Source organism: Sulfuricurvum sp., from assembly GCF_023229695.1.
Lineage (GTDB): Bacteria > Campylobacterota > Campylobacteria > Campylobacterales > Sulfurimonadaceae > Sulfuricurvum.
In genome coordinates, this window is the sequence record NZ_JALNYS010000001.1 from 60,506 (window position 1) to 85,437 (window position 24,932).

Consider the following 24,932-nt stretch of genomic DNA (forward strand, 5'->3'; position numbering starts at 1 on the left):
CAACTCTCTCTTCTTGAGAATGGAGTTTACTGTTCGAATTTAAACCTTTGAGCCATCTGCTCTTTAAATTTCGCCATAAGCTCTTCGTATTTTGCTTCATCGATCGCTATCTCTCTCTTCTTCGGAATAATCACCTGTTTTTGAAGTTCCTCCGGCCATGACTGTATGGCACGCAAAACAATTTCGCGTTCCGCGTCAATCCCTCCGGCGAAGGTAAAGAGCCAATAGCGGTGGGCGAGGAGCCAGCTGATCATTTTTGCTTTGATATCCTCTTCATCTTTTACCGGCATCACTTCGATTTTCACAAAATCGAGTTCGAAATGGAGCAGCATCGATTGGAGAATATCGTAATAGAGCTGTTTGAAGATCGGTTCGCCCAAATAGGCTTTGATCGTATCGACTTTATCCATGAGGGGGGAGAGTTTTTCAACGGTGATCTCTTCTAACCGGTGCTCTTCTAGCAGGATGATGAAATTTTCCGAAGCTTCCTGAACGTCCATAAAGGTCTCTTCAATCACCTCTTGACGGTTGACGGTATCTTGCAGCCATACATTGATCTTTTCAATCATCTGTTTTTTGTATTGGAGAGACTCTTGCACCGGGGTATTGGGGATGGTAAAAGGGGTTTTCGGGGTGGAAAAATCGACGTAGCGTTCGATCGCCTCGGCAAAAGAAAGTTCGGTCGCGCCGGGGATACGTGCCCCCCCTTCGGTTGAATTGACGGTCTGGATAAAGGATTTGCTGATATTGATCGCCCGTTCAAAATAGCTTTTGAACATATTCCAATACATCGTTGTCCGAATCTCCCCCTCTCCCCCGTACGCTTCGGTGTAGATATCGTGCCCTTCGACTTTCTCTTCGTTGACGCCGAAAAAGTGGTCGTTGGCATGCGACGTGTCGTCCCGTCCGAAAGCCAAATCCTGACCGATCAATATCACCTGCTCAAACTGCAGCGCAATGGCCAACTCATGGGCAAGGTTGGCGGCACTCATCCCGATCCCCAAATATCCGTATGGGTTGAGCTCAAAAAAGTGGGTATAGCTGTGGGGACGCATTTCCAAAATTTTGGTACCGTGTTTGATGGCGTCCAATACCTCCTGATGGGCGATGGAGACACAGACAAAATGGACCCCTTCTTGGAATTCTGGGGCATTGTTTTTAAAAAAATTGGCCGTTTCGGGGATCCGTTCCAGGACGGTGACAAAATCCGGCTTGATCCCGTGCTTTTCGAGAATGGGGAAGCTGGCGTCGACACTGATGATGGTGACGTAATCTTTGATTTTTTTCAACAACGGAATTTGTTTGGTCAAACTCGGCCCGGTTGAGACCACGATGGCCGTTTTGGGGTAGGTTAGGCTCAGGAGCGAATTGAGTTGAGGCCCCTCAAGCATCGCGGGAAGATTTCGGACGTGGTGCTCGATCCCCATCAGGGTGTCTTCCGCCGAATTTCCATACCCGATAATGGTGACTTCAAAGGATTTGATCAGGATTTTATTGATCTCAAGGATATTGGGCATATAAAAGTGTTCATAATAGTTCGAAACGTATTCAAGCTTGAACAGTTTGGCGAAAAGCTGTGCATTGGAATTGGAGATGAGATAGGAGGCTTTGACAAAATCAAAATCCTCCGCATGTTCCAGCACCAATTTGCGTGTTTGGAGCGCTTCTGAAAAATCAAACAGATGGGTGACAATATAGAGCAGCTCCAGATTCGGTTCGATGACAAGGACCGATTTAAGCCACTCGTCACTTAGGATCATCTGGAGGACGACGCCGGTACCGATTCCGTATACATAGCGGTAGGGGAGGCAATCCCCTTCGCGAATCATTTGCGCTTTTAGCAGAGTATCGCTGATCGGGTTGGCGTACATGAACGATTGCAGTTCGATATCCAGTATGTTGATATCGGCCAGATCTTTCCCCTGAAACACTTCAAACCGGGTATTGGTCTGTATTTGAAACAGTTTTCCGGCTAATTTGGGATTGATATGAAAAAGAGCCTGAAGGTTTTTTTCGAGAACGGGGTGAAGAGGGGTAAACGTTTCACTCATTGGAATCCTTATATTGAGGTGTATGGGGGCGGATATCGCCAAGCAGACCGATATGTTGACAATGGTGCAGGAAATCAATCAGCAGTTTATCATTATATTTTCGTGCAACGGCATTTATACCGAGGGGGAGTCCGTTTTCCCCTTTTAAAACCGGTAAAGTTGCAATGGGTAACCCCAGATAAGTCCAGATGAGATTGGCATCGGGGATATCGGGCGTCGTGAGGCCGATCGGCGCTTCACCGGCGGTGGATAGGGTGAGGAGAATATCGTAATCTTCCATCCAGTTTGTAAACGCAACCGTTTCACGCGATTGTTTTTCAATCGCCTGCGTATACTCCTCTTTGGTAATTTTCTCCCCTGCTTGAATAATGTCGTAAAAAATGGGGCTCATCAGTTCATGTCGGGCGTATTCGTCTTTAAAATAATAGGCGAGGGATTTATCGTAAATCAGCTGATGGGTGGCGTGAATGGAGTCGCAAAATGGCGGTAACGAGACCTCTTTGACTTCCAGCCTCGGGTCTTTCAGCTGCGCGCACCACGTTTCGAACTGTTGTTGCGCATAAGGGGTGGCCAGATCCCATTTGGGGTGTTTTACAATCCCGATCCGAAAAATTTTCTGTGGATCGGTTTGATACTGATCGATGTAGCGATGGACAAATTCATAATTTTCTCCGTGAACCCGTGCGGCCTCAAACATCAGTTCCACATCATCGACGCTTCGGGTGAAAAACCCCAGCGTATCCAATGAATCGGTTGTTTTGAGGACCCCGATGCGGGGGAGTACCCCAAAGGTCGGTTTAAATCCGTAAATACCGCAGTAGCTTGCCGGTCTTCCGATCGATCCGGCGGTTTGACTCCCCAATGCGATTGGAACCATCCCTGTTGCTACGGCAACGGCCGAGCCGCTTGACGAGGTTCCCGGACTGCGGGAAAGGTCATGGGGATTACGTGTTTTGTCTTGATAATGGACGGCAAATTCGGCGGTAACGGTTTTCCCCAGCATGAGTGCTCCCGCACGGCGAAGGTAATGGATGATGCGCGCATCGTTACCGGGGGTAAAATCTTTCCACAGAGGCGATCCCATTTGGGTCGGCATATCAAAGGTATTATAAATATCTTTGACACCGATAGGGATTCCCAGAAGAGGGTAGTCGCTTTGGGTATATCCGCTGATTTTCTCAAGTTGTGCCTGAATGACCGCTTCATCGATAAATTCCCATCCGTTGATAAGAGGGTCAAGGGTACGAATGACCTCCAAACAGGCATCTGCTATCGCTTTTGGGGTTGTTTCCCCTTCCTTCATTAGCTTTAAGAGTTCGGTAGCTGTTAGATCGCTTAATGTTCTCATAGTGACTCTCTGAATTTTCCTTGACGCATCGCCTTGAGGACATTATGGTACTCCTCTTCGGTGATATGGGCCATATCCAAAAATTCATCCAGATAGGCGGGACGCTGCAGGTCGTATTTTTTGGCCACTTCAAACCCCTCTTCGCGTGTGAGGAGCCCGGCGCGTACATCGGCACTGGCCTGATCGGTTCCCCGTCCGAATCCCCGTTTGACAAATTTCATGTGGTCATGCAGCGTTTCGAATTTGCATTCATTTCCTTTGAACCCTTTGTAATGGCCGGGACGATGTTCCTCTTTCCATCCATACTCTTTTTTGATGAATTCCATTTGTCGTTCATCGTCCCAAAAGAGGTAATCTCCTAAATGCAGTCCGACCACTCCGACTCGTTCGATCTCTTCGTAGCTCGGGAGTTCGAACGGTTTGAGATCTTTGCGGGTAATCTCCTCATCGATCATTTGTTCCGGATAAAGTTTCGCCGATACTTTGGTGAAATAATCCCGGTCAAATTTCTGTACATTGTCCCTAAAATCGGCCCGTCCGCTGCTCTCGCATACCGATTCGCCCCAGATAAGGAGGGGGATGTTGAATTTGACGGCGATTTGGAGAGGAAATGCCCCCACGCCCGCGTGGCAGTGCCAGCACGAATCGCCGATTTTGTAAAACGATTTGACAAAGAGCTTCTTGACCAGCGCTTTGTTGGGGGTAAACATGATGTGATCGATTTCGAGTTTTTCAAGGGCATTGTCGAGATTATACTTGCCGATTTCCGAATACCAGTTGTGGTTGAACGTCACGGCAAGGGGTTTCATACCGTACACTTTTTTGAGGACATGGAGCTGAAATACGCTGTCTTTCCCCCCGCTGATCGGGATGATACAGTCATAATTATCCCCCGCTTTTTCTTTGTAGCTTTGGAGGACATCTCGTAATACCGCTTCGCTTTTTTTCCAATTGATGCGCATTTTCTGCTCTTGTGCCCGGCAGGCAAGGCAGATGCCGAGTTCATCGAACTGCATCCCTTCATTCGAACTGGGCATGCAGCAGCGGGTACAGTATTGTAAATAATCTTTGTATAAAGGTTCACCGTACCGATTGGGCGGTGTTTCTGTCGTACTTAATGGTTTGGTCATGATTCATCCTTTTGATACTCATTATCTAATAAACCGTATTCCACTACATCGGCAAATTTTTTGTTTTTGAAAATAGCGTCACGCCGTTTCCCCTCTAGCGTCATTCCCCATGCGAGGGCAAGACGCTGCATTGCACTATTTTCACCGTGGGTACCGCAATAGACGCGGTGCAGTTTTAAAACGCCAAACGCATAATCGAGGAGAAGTTTCCCCGCTTCATAGCCGATTCCACGGCCGTAAACTGAAGGATCGCCGATGAGGATGGCCAATTCGGCATTTCGGTTTCGTAAGGATATCTGCTGAAGGGAGATATTTCCGATATGGCGGTTGTTTTCGGACAAACAGATAGCGAAAACGTGCTGGGAGGGATCGGCGGTGACACGGTCGATATAAGAGCGGGCCATTTCCCGTGTATAGAGGGTTTCGCCGTGGGAATTGTAGCGGCAGACGTCGGGGTAGTTGAGCCAATTGGGGTAATCCCCCTGTGCGTCGTCGGGTTCAATCGGACGTAAATAGATCTGTTTTCCTTGCAAGATCATAACAACTCGTCCCGGTTTTCCCAGACTTTTTCAAAGGCATGGATGACATCGTCCATATCCGATCGGCTCATTCCGGGGCGCATGAATTCGTGGGTTACAAGGCGTTCATAATGCATGGTTTCAGTTACGGGACAGAGCCCTTTGGGGTAGGTGACGTCACTGAGGGTGAACGGGAATCCGTCCCGTCCGAAGGCAATTTTTTCCTGATAGAGGGGTTGAAGGTAGAGCGGTTTGACGTAGCCGTAGCTCAGAAGCACGGTCGATTCTTCGCGTAGTAGAGTCGGCGGAAGCTCCGCTTTGATGGCATCAATAAAGCGGTTGCGGTGCATCTGTGCGATCTCGGCGTCGAATTGGAGCGGATGGACGTAAAAGGCGTGTTTGGCCCCTTCTCTGATTTTAGTGGGGAGAATACAGGGGACTTGTGCCAACTTTTCATTGAGGTAGGCGGTGTTTTCAAGACGCTGTGCAAGAAGCGTCGGAAGTTTTTTGAGCTGCTCCCGTGCGATAGCCGCTTCGATTTCGGTCATCCGGTAGTTGAATCCGACCATATTGACCAGTTCGCTTTTATCGCTGATCCCTTTGGCCGAGAGGACCGCTTCGGCATGGTTGCGGATCAGCCGGAGTTTTTCGGCTAGGGCATCATCATCGGTGACGATAATGCCCCCTTCCCCTGAATGGATATGTTTATGGTAGTTGAGCGAATAAACGCCGATATCTCCGAGGGTTCCGGCGTATTGACCCCCCAGCATCGCCCCGGGAGCTTGCGCGGTATCTTCGATGAGGTAGAGATTGTGTTTTGCGGCAATGGCGTTGATCGCATCACGGTCGTAGGGTTGTCCGAAGATATCGACGACAATGATCGCTTTGGTCCGGGGGGTGATTTTTGATTCGATGGAGCGGGGATCGAGGCAGTAATACTCTTCTTCGATATCGGCAAAAATCGGGATGGCCCCGTAGACGAGAGCGGCGGTCGCGGAGGCGCTCATCGTGTAGGCGGAGACGATGATCTCATCTCCCGGGCTGATCCCGCACGCACCGACGGCGGCCTAAAGGCCGCTGGTGGCGGAGTTGACGCTGATGGCATGTTTGACTCTAAAATGCGCTGCCCATTCCGATTCGAGGGCACGCACTTCGGGGCCGCCGTAAAAATCGCTGTGCCAGGTTCCTAAAAAGGTGGAGAGTTTACCGGAGCGCAGGACGCGCAGGACCGCTTCTTCTTCCTCTGCTCCGATGGTATTGTAGGCGGGAAATGGGGTGGAACGGAGTTTTTCTCCCCCCAAGAGGGCTAATTTAGACATGCGGACTCCAATGTAACGTGAGATGGTCGTGCAAAGCGGTTTTAATATCCAGAAGCTTTTGGCTCAGCTTCAGGTGGTGGGAGAGTAGGGGTGCGAGTTCCTCTGTGAGAGCAAAGTTCAAAGTGTTCAGGGTATTGGCACTCATTGTCTCTTCCAGAGTATGTGTCGGAGTGAGGTTGGTATAGCCGCTGTAGCGTTTTGAGGGGGTCAGGGTATCGATGATAATGGTGTGCCCGGAATCGAGAATACGGATTCGCCCCCGTGAAAGGACAACGGTGAGCTCAAAAAGAGCGTAGTGGTCTCCCGTTTCATTGCTGAGAGTTCCTCTGCATTGGGGGGTTTCGAGAAAAAATGAGCCGTAAAAGTCATCCTTGATCGTTTCGGAGCGGATGGCGGTGAGATTTAGGATGGGACCGCACAGATGCTCGATCAGTTCAAGCATATGCGAACCGTTATGGTAGAGCCCCTTGGTAAACGTTCCGTGAAAATGGCGCAATTCTCCCAGCTCTTTGGCATGCAGAAGCGCCGCCGCTTTGCGGATGGAGGGGTCGAACCGGCGCATAAAATTGATAAGAAGCCGTTTGTTGCCATCAAAGATGATCGGAAGAAGCTCATCGAGTTCTTGCTGCGTCTCCACAAACGGTTTTTCGCAAATGACGGTGTGCACGGCGGGAGAATTGAGGGCCAGCTTGAGCGCATCCGCATGAAACGGCGTCGGAGAACTGATGATGAGAAGATCGATCGTTTCGTGTTGCAGCATCTCCTGAAGCGAAGCGTAGGGCTTTATCGTTTCACCCCATCGCTCCCGAAAGCGTTGACGCTGCTTCGCATCGGGGTCACAGCAGGCGACGAGAAGGGTATCCGGGTGAGCGGCGAGGGCATGGGCATGGGTGACAATATGGAGATCTTCCGGCGAATCGAGAAAACCTCCCATATTGCCGCATCCGACGAGTGCACAGCGTATCATTGTTCCCCTTTGAGCAGATGGGTAAAAGAAGCAAAATCCATGCCGAATGTGCCGAGGGTGAGACGGATTGAATCGCAATGGGCCTTTGTAAACCTTTGCAGATCGCGCAGTTGTCTGTCGGAAGGGAGGGGGAGCAAAAACTCCCGTTTGACGGAAGGGAGATAGGACACGACCGCTTTGCCCAGTAACGCTGCGCTGTAGAGTGCCATCGTATCGAAGCCGATAATGAGTTTTGCGGCCAGAAGCTGGTCGGTCAGCGCAAAGGTTTTCGCATCGTTGATCTGGACACGGATATGGGGATATTTTTTCAGCAGCGCTTTGTATCCCGATGAGGTTTCACTCGGATGGAGGCGGACGGTGAGCCCCCGGCATCCGAAGCGCTCAAAGTTTTTTAAGATATCTTCGAGTGCCGTGTATTGGGTAAATCCCCAGTAATTCGGATCGCCGTAGGTTCGTTTGGCGACCGCATCCGTCGGTTCGCTTAAAAAAAGGAGGTTTTCGTTGGGGGAAACGGAACGTTTTTGCGCCGCATCCAGAAAATGAAGGAGATAATAATTGGAGAGGGCAACGGGATGGGGAAGCCCCAGCTCAACGGCAAGCCCAAAGGCTTTCTCGTCACTGAGGGCCGTAAAGTCTCCCAGATTCATTTCCCACTCCGCCTCCGGATATCCGAACCGTTCCCGATAGTTGCTCCAGTGGTCCAGAAAAGCGACCGTCGGGATGTGATGCGTTTTACAGTAGCGCACATAGGGGCGCTCTACCCTCTCTTGCCATCCCGTTCCGAAGAGCAAGGCGTCGGGACGAAGCGTTTCGAGCTGTTCGGCGGCATCTCCTATCGGGATGAGCGGTAGAGCATTGCGTTCACAGATCGTCGCCATCGGGCTTGGGATCGCGGCGAAAATATGCCATTGCGCCGCACTCTGATGTTCGCGGATAAAAGCACAGAGAAGTTCCGATGCCCCGGCATCATGGGAGATAACGGCAAAGGTCACCCGATCAGCTCCCAAGAGAGAGGTGTCCCTTTGGGGAGGTCGCGAATGAAACGTTTTCCGAGAACGGCGTTTAGATATTTTGGGGCCATTCCAAATCCCGGACGAACCGAACGGACGTTGGCACGGGTGAGCATTTCTCCGGTTTTGACGTTTTCGGCGACAAAAAGGCTGCGGGAAAATTCGCGCGATTTGAGACTTTTTTCCGAAAGGTCATAGGTGACGCTCCCCAAAAGCCGTTCGGTATCGCGCACGGCATCGACCATTGCCCTGAATTCGGCCGGTTCCAGACTGAATGCGCTGTCGGCTCCCCCCATTTTGCGATCGAGAATAAAATGTTTTTCAATTACCCGTGCCCCCAGAGCGACGGCCGCTACCGGGGCGGCGATGCTCATTGTATGGTCGCTTAGTCCGACGGCCACACCGAAACGCTTTTGCATGTCGGGAATCGTGAGGAGATTCATCTCCTCAAGCGGTGCGGGGTAGGCGGAGGTGCATTTGAGCAGGGTGATTGAAGCGTTTCCCATCCGGTGACACGCATCGAGTGCATCCTCGATATCGCTCAGTGTCGCAATTCCCGTAGAGATGATGATCGGTTTGCCTTTGGAGGCGGTATATTCGATCAGGGGGATGTCGGTAATTTCGAAACTGGCGATTTTGTAGGCGGGAACGTTTAAACTTTCGAGAAAATCAACGGCAGTGGGATCAAATGGAGACGAGAATGTCTCCATTCCGAGACTTTTGGCATGTTCGAAAAGGGTTCCATGCCACTCCCACGGGGTCATCGCTTCAGCATAAAGATCATGAAATTTCCGTTTGTCCCACAACGTCCCCTGAGCGATGGTGAACATTTCGGTATCACAATCGAGGGTGATCGTATCGGGGGTATAGGTTTGCAGTTTTACCGCATCGGCACCGGATGCTTTCATGGCGGTAATCGTTTTGAGTGCCGTCTCCAATGAGCCGTTATGATTGGCGGAGAGTTCGGCGATGATAAAGACTTTTTCGTCGCTCTTATGGTGTCCGATGTTCATGTGTACGCTCCATACAAATCATTTCCCGCCCCTCAGAGGTGATGCGGCCGGTTTCCGTAAAATCGAATTTTTCGTATAAATGTTTAGCCCGAATATTATCGCTGAATACGTTGGCATACAACCGTGTAAGGTTGAGCGTGTTAAACGCATACTCCAGAAGCGTCTCCATCAGAATCGTCCCGACGCGATGCAAGTCGGGATTGGCATAGATGCCCAGTTCGGCGGAATCGTGGGTGATGGCGTTAAAATCGATCACTCCGAGATACTCTTCATCCCGTTGCACCAGAAAATAGGCTTTATCGGGCCGCTTTTCGAGGGATTGGATAAAATGAAGATGCGTATCCAATGCTATTATATCGTGATGAACCATCCAAATACGCACGTTATTGTGGTTTCGCCAGGATAAGACCATCCGCTTCCGGGTATCATCCATATCTCCAAAAGGGATGAGGCGGATCATTGCAACCGCTCCAGCAAGGCGATAAAAGCGTTCGGCTCAAACGACTCCATCACGCTCAGCCCTTCGCGCTGCATGTAGGCGGTAAACTCTTTTTGGTTGTCGGCGCTTTGGACGGCAATAAAGGGGAGCCCCATAAACATCACCTCCTGGGCAATGGAGCTTGGGGTGATGATGGCAAACGAACACTGCTGCATCACTTCGGCGATGTTGCCGGCATTGAGATGGATCTGCAGATTCGGAAACCGTGCCGTATAGCGTTGCAACGTTTCGAGATGGGGATTGGAGGATGTCGTCACGAGGTGAATCTTCGTATCGGACGCAAGCACCTCCAGAATTTGGCCGGAAAGATTGGCCGGATCGCTCCCCCCCATAGCGATAAAGAGGGTATCGATCGGTGGTTTCGGATGCTGTTTGGCGATTTTGAACTCTTTACGGATCAGCGAAACCCCGCACCGGAGTTCGCAATATTCCGGGACAAGCGATCCGTACCGTTCGCTCTGAGCATACAGATTCGGGTTCAGGAGGATGTCGCAGTGGTGAGGCTGATAGGTGTCATCCAGACAAAGGAGGGTGATTCCGGTCTCTTCTTTGACCCTTTTCTCATACGCCGCATCGATACCGTAATGGTCAAAAATCACCATGTCAATAGCATGGACACGGATTATTTCTATCAGCTCTTCGGGGGTGTCGGAAGAGAGGATATGGACGGGATAGGGGATTTTATCGATGATATTTCCCGGCAGATCCCGGCAGGCAAACGTAATGTTTGCACCGCAATAGGTTTCCGCGAGGACGAGATCGCGCATAATGTGTCCCAGCCCGATTTGGCTGGAGGAGTCGGATCGGATCAGGAGATTCATGCGTGGGAGAGAAAAAGTGCCCGATGCATCAATTCGGCCCTTGTCCAATCCTCCAGGGTATCGATATCCTGCACGAGATGGCGGGGAAGGACAATGGTCGTCGCCGCATCGGAAAAAATCGGTGTACCGCTCAGCCACGCATCGGGAGTCCCCCAGTAAAACTGCCCGACGTCATGGTACGCTTCAGGGAGATCCTGACTCCGGGTTGCAAAGTGTTCGGGCCAAAACATTTCGATATTTCCCTCTTCGTCCCGTTTTACCCCCCGAAAGATCGGAAAAGGGAACGTCGTGACGGGGAAAGCGTACCGTTTTTGACGGGAAATCAGGGCGTTATAGGCATCGGCAATGTCTTCAGCACGGATAAACGGTGCGGTTGCGTAGATACAGCAGGCCGCTTCGATATCATCCCCCTGCTGCTGCAGTGTTTGGATTGCATGGGCAATGACGGGGATGGTGGCCGTATGATCATCACTCAGCTCTTTGGGACGGAGAAAGGGGACTTCAGCCCCAAAGCTATGTGCGATATCGGCGATCTCTTCATCGTCGGTGGAGACGATGATTTTATCAAACAGCGCACTTTGTTGTGCCGCTTGGATACTGTATGCGATCATGGGAAGGCCGGCAAAATTTTTGATATTTTTGCGGGGGATCCGTTTGCTGCCGCCGCGTGCGGGGATAATGGCGATACGCATTAGAAACTGCATCCTCGGTAGGCGTATTTTTCGATCACTTCGAGTACCGTGTCGGCGACCGTTTTGGCATCTTCCATCGTCATTTTATGATTGCAGGGGATGGAGAGCTCGGCACGATAGAAATGGTCGCTTTCGGGCAGCCGCATCACACCGAAGCGCTCTTTGTAAAAACTGTTTTGATAAATCGGCTTGTAATGGACCTGCATCCCCAAACCGCGTTGCTGAAGTTCGGCAAATATCTCCTCTTTCACACAAAACAGTTCCGGTACCAGCAAGAGGGGATAGAGGTGACGTGCACTTTGTTCCAGCGGGTCGATGTGGATGGTAGAAAAGAGTCTTTGACCTTCGAAGCGTTCATCGTAATAGCGGGAAATCATTTCGCGTATATTGATAAAGCGATCCAGTTTGTGGAGTTGGGAGAGTCCCAAGGCTGCGGCAAATTCGGTAAGGCGAAAATTGTGTCCCAAACTGACCATATCGGAATTCCAGAGCTGTTTTTTGATGATGCCGTGGGAACGGAATAGTCGGAGTCTGGCAGCGAATTCGGCATTATCGGTGACTACGGCTCCCCCTTCACCGGTAGTGATCGGCTTGATCGCATGAAAACTGAAAACGGTCATGTCGGCGGATGAACCGATTTTTTTACCGTTGATGTCGCTTCCGAATGCATGCGACGCATCTTCAACCACCCGAAGATTGTGTTTTCTGGCAATGGCGTTGATCGACTCAATCGCGACCGGTTTGCCGGCAAAGTCGACGGGGACAATAGCCTTTGTTTTTGGTGTTATCAGGGCTTCGATCCGATTTTCATCGATGTTGCCGTCGGATTTAATATCGCAGAAGACCGGTTTGGCACCCAGAGAAATTGCCATATTGGACGTTGCTACAAAACTGATCGGGGTGGTAATAATCTCATCCTCCTCACGAAGCCCCAAGGCATCATAAGCACCGTGCAGGGCCGAAGTGGCTGAATTAAAAAGGACGCAATAGCGTACACCGATGTAGTGGCAAATCGCCTCTTCAAACTCTTCGACTTTTGCCCCCTGAGTGAGGTGGGAGCTGCGCAGAACTTCCACCACCGCAGCGATATCATCCTCTTCGATCAGTTGGGTAGAGTAGGGGATCATTTTTCTTCACTCTCGGTAAGGGAAATTTTTTCAAGAAGTGTCTGTGCTCTTAGCCATTCGCCATTGCTGTCGGAACTGTATTTGAACCCGTAGGCAACGGGGAGGCCCGTTTCACCGCAATGGTTGAGGGTATAATCAATGGTATGGGTGAACTGAATACTCGGTTTAATGACGTAATGGTCATGAAACTCAAGGGTCAGGTGCGAATCATCCCGAGGGCACATCACCTCGTGCATTTTTTCTCCGGGACGTATGCCGACGATTTTATGAGGAATATTCGGCGCCATTGCGGCGGCGACATCGACCACTTTCATGGAGGGAATTTTAGGGATAAAGATCTCCCCTCCCTGCATACGCTCAAAATTTTTGAGGACGAAATCAACCCCCTCTTGGAGGGTGATCCAAAATCGGGTCATCCGTTCATCGGTGATGGGGAGTTCGCTGACCCCCTGATCGATCAGTTTTTGGAAAAACGGTATGACGGAACCGCGTGATCCCATGACGTTGCCGTATCGGACGACGGAGAACTGTATCGGGTTTCCTCCGGTGATATTGTTGGCCGCGACAAAGAGTTTGTCCGATGCGAGTTTGGTGGCACCGTACAGATTGATCGGACTGGCCGCTTTATCGGTCGATAGGGCAATCACTTTGTGCACACCGCAGCGTAAACATGCATCGATGACGTTTTGGGCACCGTTAATATTGGTTTTGATCGCTTCCATCGGATTGTATTCGGCAATCGGGACATGTTTGAGTGCGGCGGCGTGAACGACGTAATCGACTCCGCTCATCGCTTTTTCAAGGCGGGGAAGATCACGTACGTCACCGATAAAATAGCGCATACACGGATCATTGAACCGCTGCGCCATCTCATATTGCTTGAGTTCATCGCGGGAATAGATAATGATTTTATTCGGTTGGTAATGTTTTAAAATGGTTTTGACAAATTGTTTTCCGAAACTCCCGGTTCCGCCGGTAATCAGAATATTCTTTCCGTTTAGCATATGCGTCCTATTGACCTAGATGGATGAATAAAGCAAAATTAATACCAATCTTAGTTACTGACCTTACGCGTCTTCTCTAAACACGTGCGAAAAGGTTCTCCCGTATCCGAAAGATACGGGAAGCTTTAGGGGGGTGCAGGGGACAAATTGTCCCTGCCACTTTACGGGCTTTGCCCGGAAAGTGTGTAACATCAGTTAGTTATTTGTCCCATTGACCGCCATACTAATTTGTTGTTGCAGAGAACTAAACTGATTATTGAGTCGACTTATCATGGAATCGTATTGGGCAAATTTGGCCGACATCGAGTTGTACCGCGCCTCCAATAGCGTTTGAGCCCGTTTTTTATTTTCATTGAGCGATTTCATTTCGTTGGCCGAACCGGTCGTCAGGGTATCCATAATCCCGTTCGACTTTGTATAATTGGAAAGCAATGTATCCATCGAGGTAAATAAGCCATCTACTTTATTGGTCCCTCCGCTGCTGTTGACCGTGGTCATACCGCTGAAAAACGTTTCGGAGAGGGTCGTGTTCTCTTTAAATTTGGTGGTGAAGGTGGCACTGTTTAAAACCATTGTCCCGCTTTCCGTCAGATCGATCCCGAATTGGGCGAGGGACAATCCGTCTTTATTGACTGAGGTGACGAGCCGGTTGATTTCGCGTGTGATGGTATTGATCGTACTGTCTCCGTTAAAAATGCCCACTTTCCCCGCAGCGACATCCGTCGTCGTCATCATCGTCAATTGAGACGTTAAAGAGTTGTAATTCTGGACAAATGAACTCATCGAATCGGTGATGGCCTGCGTATCCTGCGCGATAGAGATATTGGCACTCCCGGCATCTTTGAGAAGGTTAATGGTCATACCGGGAGTAACATCGGTAATGGTATTGGTACTTCGGGTAAGGGTGATACCGTTGTATTGAAACGTAGCATCCCGAGCCGCTTGAATCTCTTGCATTCCGGTCGGATTGGTTGCCACGTCATACGCAAGCAATTTGGTATCCAACGCCCCCCCTACCGAATCGGTAAGAGAAATCGTCTGATTCGCTCCGGTTTGAGCCGATGTCAGAATGAGACGGTAATCGTTAGCTCCTACTTGCAACGTGGAAGCTTTGACGCTGGTCCCCGCTACGTTATTAATGGAGTCTCTCAGATCTTCCAGCGTCGTTGAAGCGGTATAATCAATATTGTACACGACCCCCCCGACGGTGAGCCCCATACTGCCAGCTCCCGTAGCGATACTGTTGGTTGTAGCGGCAAAGCTTCCGGACTCTTTTACATTTTTGAGTGCCATTTGGGTATTTGCAATGGAAAACGATTGCACCGCAACCCCGGCACTTGCCGTGACACTTACGGAGTCATTACTTCCCGAGACGGTTCTTCCCTGATAAAGGGAACTGTCTCCAAGTGCATTTGCACTGCTTTTGAATGTGGAGAGGAGACTGCTCAAAAGGCTTAGAGCTCCGTCTTTTTGTTTTTGTAAAAGCAGTTTACTGTCAATCGGCGTAACAAGCGCCGCCGTATCGGCCGCTTTCAGCTGATCAATAATATTCGATGTCAAAACCCCGGAGCCGATTCCGAGTGAATTAATGGTTCCAGCCATGGTAAATCCTTTTACCTTGTAGATTGTATAACTATATCGACCGAAATACTCAAATCTGTAGCTCTCGTATCACCATTTTTTACGAATGCCAAATCGCTGGGGCCGAATCGTGAGATCGGTGATACTGAGTCCTTGGCGCATCGTAAGGAGGTTCTGAACCGCTTGGGCAATATCGGTAGCCAGGAGTTTGGTGTCGTCATCTTCGCCGACACCGAAGCGAAGCGGATCAAAAAACGGGGTATCGGTCATATCGGGATTGATCGTTACCACCGCAACTCCGCTCGTGCGAACTTCTTCAAACAGACTGTGCCCGAACGCCCGGAGTCCGGATTTGGTAGCACTGTAGAGGGCTGAAAATTTCGAGGAGCGTGTCGCTTCGATGGAGGTAATGTTGATGATGGTCCCCTGCGTTGTTTTGAGGTGGCGCAGCAGGAGATTGGTCAGTAGCACCGGTGCGGTAAGGTTGAGCGCAATCATCTCGGTGATAGTTTTGGGGGAGAGCTCTTCATGGGGTTCGAAGCGTCCGAATCCGGCGGCATTGACCAATACGGCAAGTTCTTTTGTTTTCAGGAGGTGTTGCGTGATTGCGTCGATCGATCCCCCATTGCTTAAGTCGCATGCGAGATGCTCAAACGCGGGGTGTTCGATGGTTCCTCTACGGCGGCTGATTCCGATGACGTGATACCCCTCCCCTAAAAACATCCGGGAAATCGCCTCTCCGATGCCCGAGCTTGATCCCGTTACGATTGCCGTTGCCATGTCCGTATCCTCTCTTCGTTCAAATAGGTTCGTGCCTTGGCAACCAGTGTCTCTAAAATCGTGGATTCGATGGTTTCGGGATAGGTTGCCATATCATCGGATACTTCATAAGGATAAAACGCGACATCACTGCGGTGCAGTTTTTTGAGTGCGCGCAGATGAGGGGTACTCATCCGGAAACTCCCCAGTGTGAGATGGGTGATTGTCGAGGGATCGATGTGATGAAACAAGATATCGATGAGGTCGGGATAGAGGGTTTCAAACGCATCGGTATAGATGACCGGATCGATGCAGACGCGGACATTCCACCCCGCTTCCACCGCTTCCTTGATCGCACGGAGCCGTTGCGCCAGCGAGGGGGTGGCGTGTTCGTAGCGATCGATAATTTTCTGCGGCGAAAGGGTCCATGCGAGGATGACCCGTTGGTTGGGCTTCATCTTTTTAAGGGGTTTAAAGTTGGCGCTTTTGGTCCGAATTTCGAGATGAAGATTCTTCTGATTCTCTGCAAACTCAAGCCAGAGCAGTGTTTGACGGGTAAGCGATTCGATGGCAAGGGTATCGGTATCGTACGAGGTCGCGATCAGGGTGTCTTTATCCAGATACGGGAGAAGTTGTTCGAACGCATCTTCCAGATTGACAAAGAGGACGGTATTCGCCGAAGGGTAAAGCCCCTGCAGGTAGCAATAATCACAGTCGTATAAACATCCCATAATACTGGAAGCGTAAAAAAATTGGGGATGTTCAAACCCGTCGCTGTACTGGGACCCCTCATGGAGAAACTTCCCATCCTTATGGGCAAGAATCAGTTTTTTGGAGTCGCTTTGGGCCGCAAAACTTTGATTCGGACGGTTGAAAACCTCTTTATAATGGTCAATCAGAACAATGGCGGAGCGGTCGAATTTTTCCATAATAAAACGGGTTTGCGGGTGATTTAAAACCCTTTTTTCAACGTATAAATGGGAATAAAGCTTAGGCGGTGAGGTGGGCGATAAAGGTTTCAAGCAGCGTACTCCTTTCACGTTTGGAAGTCGGGATGGGGTCTGTCGGAAACGGGAGGGGGCGTTTTGGGATTTTGAGCCGGAAATAGAAGAGGGCCTCCTCTAGCTTTACCCCCTGGGAAACGGTAAAATGGGTTTTCCATTCGCCGATCTTCTCCATCTCTTCCGGAGTAAACAGTGAGGGATCGGAAGAGACCTTTTGGAGCGAAGCGATCAGGGATTCTAACGTGTGAATATGCGATTTTACCAAATGAATTGCCCCCTCTTTGGTCACTTTATGGGGTTCAAAATGGTCAGAAACGATTTTGATAAATGCCATTTGGTGCAGTTTTAAAAATCGGGAAGCGGCTTGAAATATCCCCCCGCTCTCCATATCGACAGGGGATAAACATGGGGAAGAGACGGGAGTGTCAACGCACATCAGACCCGTTTCCCGTAATGGATGGGGGTAGAGAATATCGGGATAGTAGGAACGATCCGTATCCATAATCTGGTGAATCAGGAGTGCTTCGCCGAGCCGATAGGTATCGGGTGCACCGCAAATTCCGATATTGATCAGGAGATCGTCCTTTGTGGGGATACGATACCCCATCAGGGCACTTAACGCAAGCATCGCATTGCTCCTGCCGATTCCGGTGACCAGCAAAAGGATACCATCCCCTTTATAAAAAGTATAGGGAAGCGTATAATCACGTTTGAGGCGGTAATGTTCTATGAGCGGTCTGGCTTCGGCATCGAGGGCACAAGTGAGGTAAATCATGGAAGTATTGTACCATTATTAGTAATTTTTACATTGGCTTTGTGTGTTGTGATCTGCTATGACGCACTTTAGTTAAAAAAGTGCGAAAAGGTTAGTAATCTCCCGCATTTGACAGATGCGGGAAGCTTCAGGGGGTTGTAGGGACTTTAGTCCCTGCCACTTTACGGACTTCGCCCGAAAAGTGCGTAAAACAAAAACAACATTTTTTAAGTTAAATAGAGTATAATTTCGGTTCTCTCTTCTAGACCTGTGCAAGGGTGCGTGTAAGCAGCGTGTCAGGGTAGGAATACAGCAGCACACTTATACGTGTTTTGTGCCGCAGGTATCTGGGAGGGAGTCTCCCGATTTAACATCCATCCCTTGATTATCAATTTTCCCGTTTAATCTTTTTTTACTTTTCCGATTCACGATATTGTCCCGCTTTGCATCCGGTTGTACTGCTGGGCGGATTTGCTTTTAAATAACACAGATCTTCATAGGCTTGTTTCAGGACTTTGCTCTCCCGCAAGAGGGGGAGCATTTTTTCATCTTTTTCATTAAGAGAAAGAGACTGATTGTACAACAGTGCTTTGACTTCGGCGTCAACGGCGGCAAGGGCCGCTTCCAAATGGGTGAGAGAAACCATAGAGTCCCCTTTTTTCGTGAGATTATAGCGATCGGAATTTAAAAGAGTGATGGTTGCAACGATTTAAGTTTAAAACTTTTGCGATGGATATCACAGTATCCGAATCGGCGGATTGCCTCGATATGGGAGGCCGAACCGTACCCCTTATGCCCTTCAAAACCGTATTCGGGATAGAGCGGACTCAGGGCTACCATCTCCCGGTCACGGCTCACTTTGGCCAAAATCGATGCGGCGCTCACTTCGGGGACGGTAGCATCGGCTTTAACCATTGTTTTCAAGCCGCTTACGCCAAAAGCGGAGTTTCCGTCATACAGATATTCCGCTTCGCCGATACGCTCCATAATTTCGCGCAGCCCTTGGGCTAGGCACGCCGAAAGACCCATCGTATCGATTTGCGATGCATCGAAGCGGACGATATGATAGGTTGCCGTGAGGCATATTTCCTCAAAAAGTATTTCCCGTTTTTTTTCGGTCAGTTTTTTAGAATCTGCCAACCCTTTGATGGGATGGTTTAAGATGACCCCCGCGATAGTAAGAGGGCCCGCCAACGGCCCCCGTCCCGCTTCATCAATTCCACATAGTTGCATGAACACTCCACTGATATTTGTGAAATTTTACCCGTAAATTCGATATGATATGAAAAAATAAGGACTTATCATGATGAAATCAGCTTTATTGGCGTTATGTCTGGGTGTAAGTGCTGCATCGGCGGCGACTCTTTTAGGGTTCGGTGCGGAGGTTGATTATTATGCTCCGAGTGCAAGCGGGGATTTTAAATATAAAACGACCTCGACCAATTTTGCCAGCGACAAAGAGTCGGCATATCAAATCGGGCTCTATTTGGAACACCCGGTTCCGATGCTCCCTAATCTTCGTATTGATTATACCCCCGATACCTCTTTTAGCGGTTCGGATTCGGTGTTAGGAACGAATAAAGTAACCTTCAAGCAGCTTGACGTTACCCCCTATTATGAAATATTGGACAATATCGTTGATTTAGATATTGGGGTCTCCTTCAAAGTACTAGACGGTAAAATTGAAGGGAAGGCCAACGAAAATTTCAATCAGGTCATCCCGATGGGATACGTAGGTGCTGCCGTAAGTATCCCCGCAATGCCGATCAGTTTTTCGGGAAGCGTCAAGTACATCGGATTTAGCGGTGATTCGCTCACCGATGCACGGGTGAAAGCGGTATGGAATGTTCTAGCGGGTCTTCAGGCGCAAGCCGGTTACCGTTACGAATCAATTGAGGTGAAGGACCGTTTTGATATCACATCAAACGTCGCCTTTAAAGGGCCGTTTGTCGGAGTCGGCTATAGTTTTTAACTGATGTTATGCACTTTTCGCTCATAGCCCGTAAAGTGGCGGGGACAATTTGTCCCCTGCACCCCCCTAAAGCTACCCGCATCTGTCGGATGCGGGAGATTACTAACCTTTTCGCACGTGTTTAGAGAAGGTGCGTAAGGTCAATTTTTAAAATAAACGGCCGTGACTACTCCTCTCCCAAAGCCCACATCGAAAACGGTACCATCATAATAAGGGCGATCGGGTGGGAGAGGGAACTCTCCGTATTCATTGTTACGGCAATCACTTCGCGTACCCCGTTTGTAATGATAAACCCCTCCAGCCCTTCTACTTTTTTAAACAAAGCGTGTTCGTTGGCAAACGGGAGTGCCAGCACAATCTGCCTCCGTTCCGGAAGGTAAAAATCGATCCCCTCATCGTAATAGCATCGAATGCGATGTTTGACCAATTCCAAAAAAATCAGATTTTCAAACAGCCTTCCAAAGTGTTTCTGGAGATTAAGGGCATGCTTGATCGCGATATCGCAAAGATAGAGCTTCTGAATGGCACTCGGGTGGTTAAACTTCTCCAACCCATACAGATATTTTTTTTGCAGTAGCATTTGAAGCGAGTGATAGAGTTTATCTTTGGAAATCTTCCGTTCGCTTTTTAGCCGTTCGTACAGATTGAAAGCCGAGACTTTCTGGGTCACCATTTTACTGGCTTGTATGACGATGGCAAGCTCGATATCGGTTAAAGCACGCATCAGAATTTTCTGAAGATAGAGGGGCCGCTCTTCCGCCGTAACGCGATGCATAGCCGGAAAACCACCGAGCTGAAAAAAATGGTTGAGCGCCGTTGAATCGAATTTAGGCTCAAAAGCGAGAAACTCTTCATAATCCAGCAAATTCAGTTCGAGAAGTTCGAATGGGGTTTCAATCGGGTATTCGGTAGCAATAATCGTCTGTTCCATCTCAAAAAGGTGGATATCTTCACGATAATTATCGAGAGCGAGTATCGAGATTTTGTTTTCACGGCAAAATGATTCGAGTTGTGTATTAAACACTTTGGGGTCAATACGCATGTCTCGACAATCGAGATAAAGGTAAGTCGATTTCTTATGGGAGAGGAGGTAGTGTTTGATCAGAGACGTTTTCCCCGATTGGGCGACGCCGATTACGGAAGTGCTGCTTTCCGATAAGGTACATTTTCTCTCTATGTAGCCGCTATTGTGCAGATCGTAGCGATAATATTCATCAAGTAAAGTATTCATAGAGAAAATAATAACCTAAAAAACATAGCTTCCTTATTAAAAGGAAATAAAATATAGATAAAAATGACTTTTCGTACCTAAAATGCTTGACCCAATGGGGGTAAGTCGATATAATTTCGCTGCCTTATCATAGTCAGATGATACTGACGAGTTCTTTATTTAAGGAAAACATTATGGAAAAGATTCGTTTGAAACTTAGAGCATACGATCATCGTGTTCTTGATCGTTCAGTTGCCTCTATTGTAGAAGCTGTAAAGCGAACGGGTGCGGAAATTCGCGGCCCAATCCCTTTGCCAACCAAGATTCGTAAGTATACGGTTCTTAAATCTCCGCACGTCAATAAAGACTCACGTGAGCAATTTGAGATTCGTATGCACGCTCGTTTGATCGACATCGTATCGGCTACGCCGGATACCGTTGATTCATTAATGAAGCTTGACTTGGCTCCGGAAGTGGACGTAGAAGTTCGCTCTATGGACAAGTAAGGAGTAGGGTGTGGAATACATTGTAGAAAAAATCGGCATGAGCCGAACGATTAGCGTTCCGAGCAAAGTGGTTACTCTTTTAAAAGTAAAAGAAGTAAAAGTTTGTTCAGTGAACGAAGGTACAGCGCTTGTAGCGTATAGCCAAGGTAAGGCAGCCAATAAAGCGATTGAAGGTCAGCAAAAGAAATATAACCTTTCTGCTGAATTCAACAAATTCGCTACATTGGAAGTTGCTAATACAGAAGCAGGCGATTTGGATATGAATCCTTTGGCGGATGCTAAAACCGTTAAGAGCGCATTCAAAACAAAAGGTCGCGGTTTTACCGGCGTTATGAAACGTTGGAATTTTGCCGGCGGACCGGGTGCACACGGTCACCGTTTCCACCGTACGGGTGGATCTATCGGTAACCGCGAATGGCCGGGTAAAGTCCAAAAAGGGCGTAAAATGTCGGGTCAATACGGTAACGAGCAAGTAACCGTTAAAAACGAAGTCATGTCATATGACGCACAAAACGGTGTACTGGTTGTCGTGGGTTCAATCCCGGGTGCAAACGGTGCGCTAGGTCGAGTAAAGGTTGTTAAATAATGAGCGCGATTGTACTGAACGAAAAATTCGAAAAAGCCTCTGAATTGGCATTGCCTGAGAGCTTTAGCGGTATCAACCCGCACAATCTCTACTTGTACGTTAAGTCGTATCAAGCGAGTATCCGTTCAAATACGGCTTCTGCGAAAACTCGCGCTGAAGTTCGTGGCGGCGGTAAAAAACCATGGGCTCAAAAAGGCAAGGGTGGCGCTCGTGCCGGTTCTCGCCGTTCCCCTATCTGGGTTGGCGGTGGTATCGCTCACGGTCCAAACACGGGTCGTAACTACGATCAGAAGATCAATAAAAAGCAAAAGAAATTGGCACTTAAATGTGCATTGGATGCTTTGGCAACTGCCGGGAAACTGTTCATCGTTGATTCGATCGAAGTTCCAAGCGGTAAAACAAAAGACGCATTGGCATTGTTCAATACGTTGAACGTTCGCGATGCGCTATTGGTGAAAAAGATTCTCGATGAGAAAACCTATCTTGCATTCCGCAACATTGCTTCTACCTATGTGGTTGAAGAGAATGAACTCAACGCCTTTTTGGCTGCGACATACCGTTCGGTAGTAATCGAAAAAGCGGTATGGGAAAATCTGACTAAAGAGAGCTAAGATGGCAGATATTACTGATATTAAATCAATCCTGTATACAGAGAAGACTCTCGGTCTTCAAGAAGAGGGTGTAATTGTAGTTCAAACGTCTACGCGTATGACTAAAAACGCCCTTAAAGAGGTGTTCAGAGAGTACTTCGGAATTGTTCCGTCTCGTGTTAACTCTTTGAACCAAAGCGGAAAAGTAAAACGTTTCCGTGGTCTTGCTGGTAAACAAAACGACTTTAAAAAGTTCTATGTGAAATTGCCAGAAGGCGCACAAATCGATAGTTTGGCGGTGTAATATGGCGATCAAAACGTATAAACCAACCACACCGAGCCGACGTTTTATGACAAACGTCGATAACTCGGATATCACGGCAAAAGCGTCGGTTCGCTCATTGTTGACAAAACTTCCGGCACATGCAGGTCGTAACAGCAACGGTCGTATCACATCACGCCATAAAGAGGCGGGAGCGAAAAAGCTTTACCGTATCATCGACTTCAAACGTAACAAATTGGGTATTGCCGGTACTGTTGCAGCAATCGAATACGATCCGTACCGTAACTGCCGTATCGCCCTTGTCAATTATGTTGACGGGGACAAGCGTTATATCCTTCAGCCGAAAGGTTTGGTAGTGGGTGATGTTATCGCTGCTGCTGAGAGCGGTTTGGATATTAAAGCGGGTAACGCGATGAAGTTGATGAACATCCCTGTGGGGACTACGGTTCACAATATCGAGCTTAAGCCGGGCAAAGGGGGACAAATCGTCCGTTCAGCGGGAACTTCTGCTCAAATCATGGGGCGTGAAGGGAAATACGTATCCGTACGTCTTCCGTCAAGCGAAATGCGTTACATTCTTGGCGAATGTATGGCGACTGTCGGTACTGTCGGTAACGAAGAGTTTATCAACATCGTAATCGGTAAAGCCGGACGTTCACGTCACTTGGGTATCCGTCCTCAGACGCGTGGTTCTGCGATGAACCCTATCGATCACCCGCACGGTGGTGGTGAAGGTAAAACGAATTCAGGACGTCACCCGGTTACTCCATGGGGTAAACCGACTAAAGGTGCTAAAACACGTAAGAAGAAAGCAAGTGATAAATTGATTATTACTCGCCGTAAATCAAATCCGAAGAGGTAGAGTATGGCTAGATCAGTAAAAAAAGGGCCGTTCGTTGACGGACACCTTATGAAAAAAGTGATTGCTGCCAAAGAGACGAAAAGCAACAAACCAATCAAAACATGGTCACGCCGTAGCGTGATCTTGCCAGATATGATCGGTTTAACGTTCACCGTCCATAATGGCCGTCAGTTTGTACCGGTTTTCGTAACGGAAAACCACATTGGTTACAAGCTTGGTGAATTTGCACCAACACGTACGTTTAAGGGCCATAAAGGTTCTGTACAGAAGAAAATCGGGAAATAAGGAAGAGATATGGCAAGAGCACTATTAAAATTCGTTCGCGTATCTCCGACTAAATCTCGTTTGATCGCTCGCGAAGTTCAGGGTATGAATGCTGAACAAGCATTGGCTGCGTTAGAGTTCACCCCTAATAAAGCGGCAAAAATTATTGCTAAAGTGGTTGCATCCGCAGTTGCTAACAGCGGTAGCGAAGCGGAAGATTGTGTTATCAAATCATGCCGCGTCGACAACGGTCCGGTACTTAAACGTTTCACTCAGCGTGCACGTGGTACCGCATCAGGAATCCGTAAGCCGACAGCACACATTTTGGTAGAAGTAGAGGGTAAATAATTATGGGTCATAAAGTTAATCCTATCGGACTTCGTCTTGGTATCAACCGCAACTGGGAATCTCGTTGGTTTCCTAACTTTAAAACAGCTGCGGTTTCCCTAGGTGAAGATCACAAAATCCGAACTTATTTGAAAAAAGAACTCTACTACGCGGGTGTGAGCAACATCGTGATCGAGCGTACGGCGAAACGCCTTCGCGTTACGATCATTGCTGCGCGTCCGGGTATCATCATCGGTAAAAAAGGTTCTGATATCGAGAAGGTTAAAACTTCTTTGCAAAACCTTATCGGAAAACCGGTTGCCGTTAATATTAAAGAAGAGAAGCGTGCGCAAGCTTCAGCCCAATTGGTTGCTGAAAACGTGGCTACTCAACTTGAAAAACGTGTTGCATTCCGCCGCGCAATGAAAAAAGTTATGCAAAATGCACAACGTGCAGGGGCAAAAGGGATCAAAGTATCCGTAGCAGGTCGTCTTGGCGGTGCCGAGATCGCTCGTACGGAATGGTACCTTGAGGGGCGCGTACCGTTGCACACCCTTCGTGCAAAAATCGATTACGGCTTTGCTGAAGCGCACACCACATACGGTGTAATCGGTATCAAAGTCTGGATTTTCAAAGGTGAGGTTCTCACTAAAGGGATCCAACCGGAAGCAAAAGAACAAAATGAAGAGCGCGGCGATGATCAACAACGTCGTCCACGCAGAAAGGCTAAATAAT

28 protein-coding genes, 1 other RNA gene and 1 pseudogene are annotated in these 24,932 nt (G+C 48.7%); 10 read left to right on the top strand and 20 right to left on the bottom strand.

The window, feature by feature from the left end; genetic code table 11:
* Positions 1 to 26: 26 nt before the first annotated feature.
* The 17 genes and pseudogenes from M0P91_RS00295 to M0P91_RS00375 all read right to left on the bottom strand — a co-directional run bounded on the left by M0P91_RS00295 (position 27) and on the right by M0P91_RS00375 (position 17,618).
* Entirely contained in the window at positions 27 to 2,051 is a 2,025-nt protein-coding gene (locus tag M0P91_RS00295; RefSeq protein ID WP_295062840.1) for a 6-hydroxymethylpterin diphosphokinase MptE-like protein, read from the bottom strand.
* Positions 2,044 to 3,399: an amidase gene (locus M0P91_RS00300; protein WP_295062843.1), complete on the bottom strand. Its 1,356-nt coding sequence runs from the start codon at positions 3,397 to 3,399 to the stop codon at positions 2,044 to 2,046. The genes M0P91_RS00295 and M0P91_RS00300 overlap by 8 nt, the downstream gene beginning before the upstream one ends.
* On the bottom strand, positions 3,396 to 4,529 hold the full coding sequence (locus tag M0P91_RS00305; RefSeq protein ID WP_295062845.1) for an N-acetyl sugar amidotransferase: 1,134 nt from the start codon (positions 4,527 to 4,529) through the stop codon (positions 3,396 to 3,398). Before M0P91_RS00305 ends, M0P91_RS00300 begins: the two co-directional genes overlap by 4 nt.
* A complete protein-coding gene (locus M0P91_RS00310) occupies positions 4,526 to 5,068 on the bottom strand; it encodes a GNAT family N-acetyltransferase (RefSeq protein WP_295062848.1) in 543 nt (180 codons plus the stop codon). The genes M0P91_RS00305 and M0P91_RS00310 overlap by 4 nt, the downstream gene beginning before the upstream one ends.
* Positions 5,065 to 6,366: pseudogene (locus M0P91_RS00315) on the bottom strand (DegT/DnrJ/EryC1/StrS family aminotransferase). Before M0P91_RS00315 ends, M0P91_RS00310 begins: the two are co-directional and overlap by 4 nt.
* Entirely contained in the window at positions 6,359 to 7,333 is a 975-nt protein-coding gene (locus M0P91_RS00320) for a Gfo/Idh/MocA family oxidoreductase (protein WP_295062851.1), read from the bottom strand. The pseudogene M0P91_RS00315 and the gene M0P91_RS00320 overlap by 8 nt, the downstream one beginning before the upstream one ends.
* Positions 7,330 to 8,340: a hypothetical protein gene (locus tag M0P91_RS00325; protein WP_295062854.1), complete on the bottom strand. Its 1,011-nt coding sequence runs from the start codon at positions 8,338 to 8,340 to the stop codon at positions 7,330 to 7,332. The genes M0P91_RS00320 and M0P91_RS00325 overlap by 4 nt, the downstream gene beginning before the upstream one ends.
* Positions 8,322 to 9,356 carry a pseudaminic acid synthase gene (gene pseI, locus M0P91_RS00330; RefSeq protein ID WP_295062857.1) on the bottom strand — a complete coding sequence of 345 codons (1,035 nt, stop codon included), beginning with the start codon at positions 9,354 to 9,356 and terminating at the stop codon, positions 8,322 to 8,324. The genes M0P91_RS00325 and pseI overlap by 19 nt, the downstream gene beginning before the upstream one ends.
* A complete protein-coding gene (pseH, locus tag M0P91_RS00335) occupies positions 9,337 to 9,816 on the bottom strand; it encodes a UDP-4-amino-4,6-dideoxy-N-acetyl-beta-L-altrosamine N-acetyltransferase (RefSeq protein ID WP_295062860.1) in 480 nt (159 codons plus the stop codon). The genes pseI and pseH overlap by 20 nt, the downstream gene beginning before the upstream one ends.
* Entirely contained in the window at positions 9,813 to 10,676 is an 864-nt protein-coding gene (gene pseG / locus M0P91_RS00340; protein ID WP_295062863.1) for a UDP-2,4-diacetamido-2,4,6-trideoxy-beta-L-altropyranose hydrolase, read from the bottom strand. The genes pseH and pseG overlap by 4 nt, the downstream gene beginning before the upstream one ends.
* A complete protein-coding gene (gene pseF, locus M0P91_RS00345; protein WP_295062865.1) occupies positions 10,673 to 11,368 on the bottom strand; it encodes a pseudaminic acid cytidylyltransferase in 696 nt (231 codons plus the stop codon). The genes pseG and pseF overlap by 4 nt, the downstream gene beginning before the upstream one ends.
* Positions 11,368 to 12,495: a UDP-4-amino-4,6-dideoxy-N-acetyl-beta-L-altrosamine transaminase gene (pseC, locus tag M0P91_RS00350; RefSeq protein ID WP_295062868.1), complete on the bottom strand. Its 1,128-nt coding sequence runs from the start codon at positions 12,493 to 12,495 to the stop codon at positions 11,368 to 11,370. The genes pseF and pseC overlap by 1 nt, the downstream gene beginning before the upstream one ends.
* Entirely contained in the window at positions 12,492 to 13,499 is a 1,008-nt protein-coding gene (gene pseB / locus M0P91_RS00355; RefSeq protein WP_295062870.1) for a UDP-N-acetylglucosamine 4,6-dehydratase (inverting), read from the bottom strand. Before pseB ends, pseC begins: the two co-directional genes overlap by 4 nt.
* A 195-nt stretch (positions 13,500 to 13,694) precedes the next feature.
* Complete coding sequence (gene fliD / locus M0P91_RS00360) at positions 13,695 to 15,101, bottom strand: flagellar filament capping protein FliD (RefSeq protein ID WP_295062872.1); 1,407 nt, start codon at positions 15,099 to 15,101, stop codon at positions 13,695 to 13,697.
* A 69-nt stretch (positions 15,102 to 15,170) separates the two neighbouring features.
* A complete protein-coding gene (locus M0P91_RS00365; protein WP_295062874.1) occupies positions 15,171 to 15,860 on the bottom strand; it encodes an SDR family oxidoreductase in 690 nt (229 codons plus the stop codon).
* Entirely contained in the window at positions 15,842 to 16,879 is a 1,038-nt protein-coding gene (locus tag M0P91_RS00370) for a spore photoproduct lyase family protein (RefSeq protein ID WP_366934038.1), read from the bottom strand. The genes M0P91_RS00365 and M0P91_RS00370 overlap by 19 nt, the downstream gene beginning before the upstream one ends.
* Positions 16,830 to 17,618, bottom strand: a complete 789-nt coding sequence (locus M0P91_RS00375; RefSeq protein WP_295062879.1) for a hypothetical protein — start codon at positions 17,616 to 17,618, stop codon at positions 16,830 to 16,832. The genes M0P91_RS00370 and M0P91_RS00375 overlap by 50 nt, the downstream gene beginning before the upstream one ends.
* A gap of 238 nt (positions 17,619 to 17,856) precedes the next feature.
* Here M0P91_RS00375 and ffs point away from each other — a divergent pair.
* An RNA gene (ffs, locus tag M0P91_RS00380) (signal recognition particle sRNA small type) lies at positions 17,857 to 17,954 on the top strand.
* A 55-nt stretch (positions 17,955 to 18,009) separates the two neighbouring features.
* Here ffs and M0P91_RS00385 read toward each other — a convergent pair.
* Both M0P91_RS00385 and M0P91_RS00390 read right to left on the bottom strand, forming a co-directional pair.
* Positions 18,010 to 18,243 carry a hypothetical protein gene (locus M0P91_RS00385; RefSeq protein WP_295062881.1) on the bottom strand — a complete coding sequence of 78 codons (234 nt, stop codon included), beginning with the start codon at positions 18,241 to 18,243 and terminating at the stop codon, positions 18,010 to 18,012.
* Between the two features lie 38 nt (positions 18,244 to 18,281).
* Positions 18,282 to 18,830: a ribonuclease HII gene (locus M0P91_RS00390; protein WP_295062884.1), complete on the bottom strand. Its 549-nt coding sequence runs from the start codon at positions 18,828 to 18,830 to the stop codon at positions 18,282 to 18,284.
* 70 nt (positions 18,831 to 18,900) lie between these two features.
* Between M0P91_RS00390 and M0P91_RS00395 the strand changes: the two genes are divergently transcribed.
* Positions 18,901 to 19,569 carry a TIGR04219 family outer membrane beta-barrel protein gene (locus M0P91_RS00395; RefSeq protein WP_295062887.1) on the top strand — a complete coding sequence of 223 codons (669 nt, stop codon included), beginning with the start codon at positions 18,901 to 18,903 and terminating at the stop codon, positions 19,567 to 19,569.
* A 166-nt stretch (positions 19,570 to 19,735) separates the two neighbouring features.
* Here M0P91_RS00395 and M0P91_RS00400 read toward each other — a convergent pair whose 3' ends face one another.
* A complete protein-coding gene (locus M0P91_RS00400; protein WP_295062890.1) occupies positions 19,736 to 20,800 on the bottom strand; it encodes an ATP-binding protein in 1,065 nt (354 codons plus the stop codon).
* A gap of 173 nt (positions 20,801 to 20,973) precedes the next feature.
* On the opposite strand from M0P91_RS00400, the gene rpsJ reads away from it, so the two are divergent.
* Genes rpsJ through rpsC form a run of 8 tightly spaced genes read left to right on the top strand, consistent with a single transcriptional unit; the run spans position 20,974 to position 24,931 of the window.
* On the top strand, positions 20,974 to 21,285 hold the full coding sequence (rpsJ, locus tag M0P91_RS00405; RefSeq protein ID WP_013459053.1) for a 30S ribosomal protein S10: 312 nt from the start codon (positions 20,974 to 20,976) through the stop codon (positions 21,283 to 21,285).
* Between the two features lie 10 nt (positions 21,286 to 21,295).
* Positions 21,296 to 21,871, top strand: coding sequence for a 50S ribosomal protein L3 (gene rplC / locus M0P91_RS00410; RefSeq protein ID WP_295062893.1), 576 nt, complete (start codon positions 21,296 to 21,298; stop codon positions 21,869 to 21,871).
* A complete protein-coding gene (gene rplD, locus M0P91_RS00415) occupies positions 21,868 to 22,482 on the top strand; it encodes a 50S ribosomal protein L4 (RefSeq protein WP_295063405.1) in 615 nt (204 codons plus the stop codon). The genes rplC and rplD overlap by 4 nt, the downstream gene beginning before the upstream one ends.
* Position 22,483: 1 nt before the next feature.
* A complete protein-coding gene (locus M0P91_RS00420) occupies positions 22,484 to 22,765 on the top strand; it encodes a 50S ribosomal protein L23 (protein ID WP_295062896.1) in 282 nt (93 codons plus the stop codon).
* Position 22,766: 1 nt separating this feature from the next.
* Entirely contained in the window at positions 22,767 to 23,606 is an 840-nt protein-coding gene (gene rplB / locus M0P91_RS00425) for a 50S ribosomal protein L2 (protein ID WP_295062898.1), read from the top strand.
* A gap of 3 nt (positions 23,607 to 23,609) precedes the next feature.
* Complete coding sequence (rpsS, locus tag M0P91_RS00430) at positions 23,610 to 23,891, top strand: 30S ribosomal protein S19 (protein WP_295062901.1); 282 nt, start codon at positions 23,610 to 23,612, stop codon at positions 23,889 to 23,891.
* A 9-nt stretch (positions 23,892 to 23,900) separates the two neighbouring features.
* Entirely contained in the window at positions 23,901 to 24,218 is a 318-nt protein-coding gene (gene rplV / locus M0P91_RS00435) for a 50S ribosomal protein L22 (protein WP_295062904.1), read from the top strand.
* A 2-nt stretch (positions 24,219 to 24,220) separates the two neighbouring features.
* Positions 24,221 to 24,931 (top strand): 30S ribosomal protein S3, encoded by a 711-nt coding sequence (gene rpsC / locus M0P91_RS00440; protein WP_295062907.1) that lies wholly within the window; start codon positions 24,221 to 24,223, stop codon positions 24,929 to 24,931.
* Position 24,932 lies beyond the last annotated feature (1 nt).